Below are 1,677 nucleotides of genomic sequence, written 5' to 3' on the forward strand. Positions count from 1 at the left end.
CTAATGCTTGGCTTTGTGCCGTTATTATTTCTTCCATTTTGTCTGTTAGTTTTTCTAATTGTTGGTCTAATTCATCTGCTTTTTGTTTTAATGAATCGATATCACTGGGTGCCATGCCGGGTTTGCCGTTGGCTACCATTATTACTTTGCCGTTGTCATTAGCATTGACTGTGCCTTGGTAGCCTTTGACTATAAGAGATTTATTAAATAATTCTTTTACATCGGTTACCATATTGGTTATTCCAGCCATGCAATCTCCACTGTTACAGCTTACTAATGAAAGTTTTGTTAACATTGCTTCTTTGGGGACGAGTGTTTTAATGAGTTCTGCGATTTCAAAGCCCTGTCGCCCTTCTAGTGTGTTGACATTGTTTGTTCTAGCGCCGTGTCCTATGACTTGGGTTTTTAGCTTGCCTGTTAAGTTTTTTGTATTGCCTTGAACAAAATCTAATTCATTGTTTTCATTGACTTTGACAACAACGACTTTTTCGGGGTCGTGGCGTTCGTTTTGTCTTTTTGTTATTTTTTGTTGCATGCTGTTGGCGGTTTCATCGTTTGACATTTGGATGATTAGGCGGGAATCGTATTTGGATGTGCTGGGCTGTTGTTGGGGCTTTGTGTCTACTGGGTCTTTGTTGTCTTGTGAAGACTCTTCATTAAGAACAGTTTTTTCTTGATGCTCAGAGTCAATGTGGTTACGGCTTTTAATTTTTACAGATTCGTTATTTAATGCTTTCTTAAAATCTTTAACTAGGTTCGCACCCCAAGTGCTAGAAGCAGCACCACAGCAATTCAATAGTAAAACACTGGCAAGTTTTGCATAGGGGTTATCTCGAATTGACTTTTCTAATCCTCTTATGCCTTGTGCCATCAGTTTGCCGTCTTTGCCTGCTAGTATTTCAGTGCCATACTTATCTTTATACCCATGCCCTATGATATGGACTTTGTATTCGCCTTTCACATTTTGGATATCTCCTTGAGTGACGACGAGTTTTCCATTTTGCATTTTTTCAATGACGACAACATCTTCTTTGTTGTGTTTTTTGTGTAATTTGTCGACTTGCTCCCTGCTTACAGTAGCGGCAGCTTTGTCGTATGAATCTCGAATAACAATATGACTTTCGTATTTGGTGGGAGGTTCTAGATCTGATAAAGATTTTGGTAGTAAACTGATTTTGTCTCCAAATAATTTTTCCATGGGAGTTTTTTGACCGACAAATAAGGATGCGTTCTTCATTGACTTGTCTTTGCCTTTAAGCCAGAGTGCATATTCGGGGGCGGCGTTGTCGTTTCCACGATCGGTAGTTCTATTATTTTGAATTGATTGCCCTGTCACCAAAGCAACGCTCTTATCTGCATTAAAGTATTGATAAGCAGGATGTGCGTTTGCGTTGAACATTGGGTATAATGACATGTCAACCTTATGTGACAAGATATGCATAGCCCCGGCTAAAATAATTGCCTCACCCCCTCTATCTAATTGCATTTCTTCACGCTCTTGAACATGATCTTTCCAAGCATCTCTAGCAATAAGGAATGTTTTTTTACTGCTTATTAACTTGTACATAGAGGAGGTCGATTGCGCTAATTCTTCTAGATCTCTTTTATCTAAACTTGGAAGCATTGTCGAAAAAAAACTTCTTAACCGATCTATATCATCAACAAAAGCTGGAGGTC

1 protein-coding gene is annotated in these 1,677 nt (G+C 38.9%); it reads right to left on the reverse strand.

The annotated features are described in order from the left end of the window. The coding region (locus BBROOKSOX_RS10705; protein WP_257607870.1) for a C80 family cysteine peptidase at positions 1-1,624 on the reverse strand (1,624 nt) is incomplete at its 3' end. Between the last annotated feature and the right edge of the window lie 53 nt (positions 1,625-1,677).

The organism is bacterium endosymbiont of Bathymodiolus sp. 5 South (genome assembly GCF_900128535.1).
Taxonomy (GTDB): Bacteria; Pseudomonadota; Gammaproteobacteria; order PS1; family Pseudothioglobaceae; genus Thiodubiliella.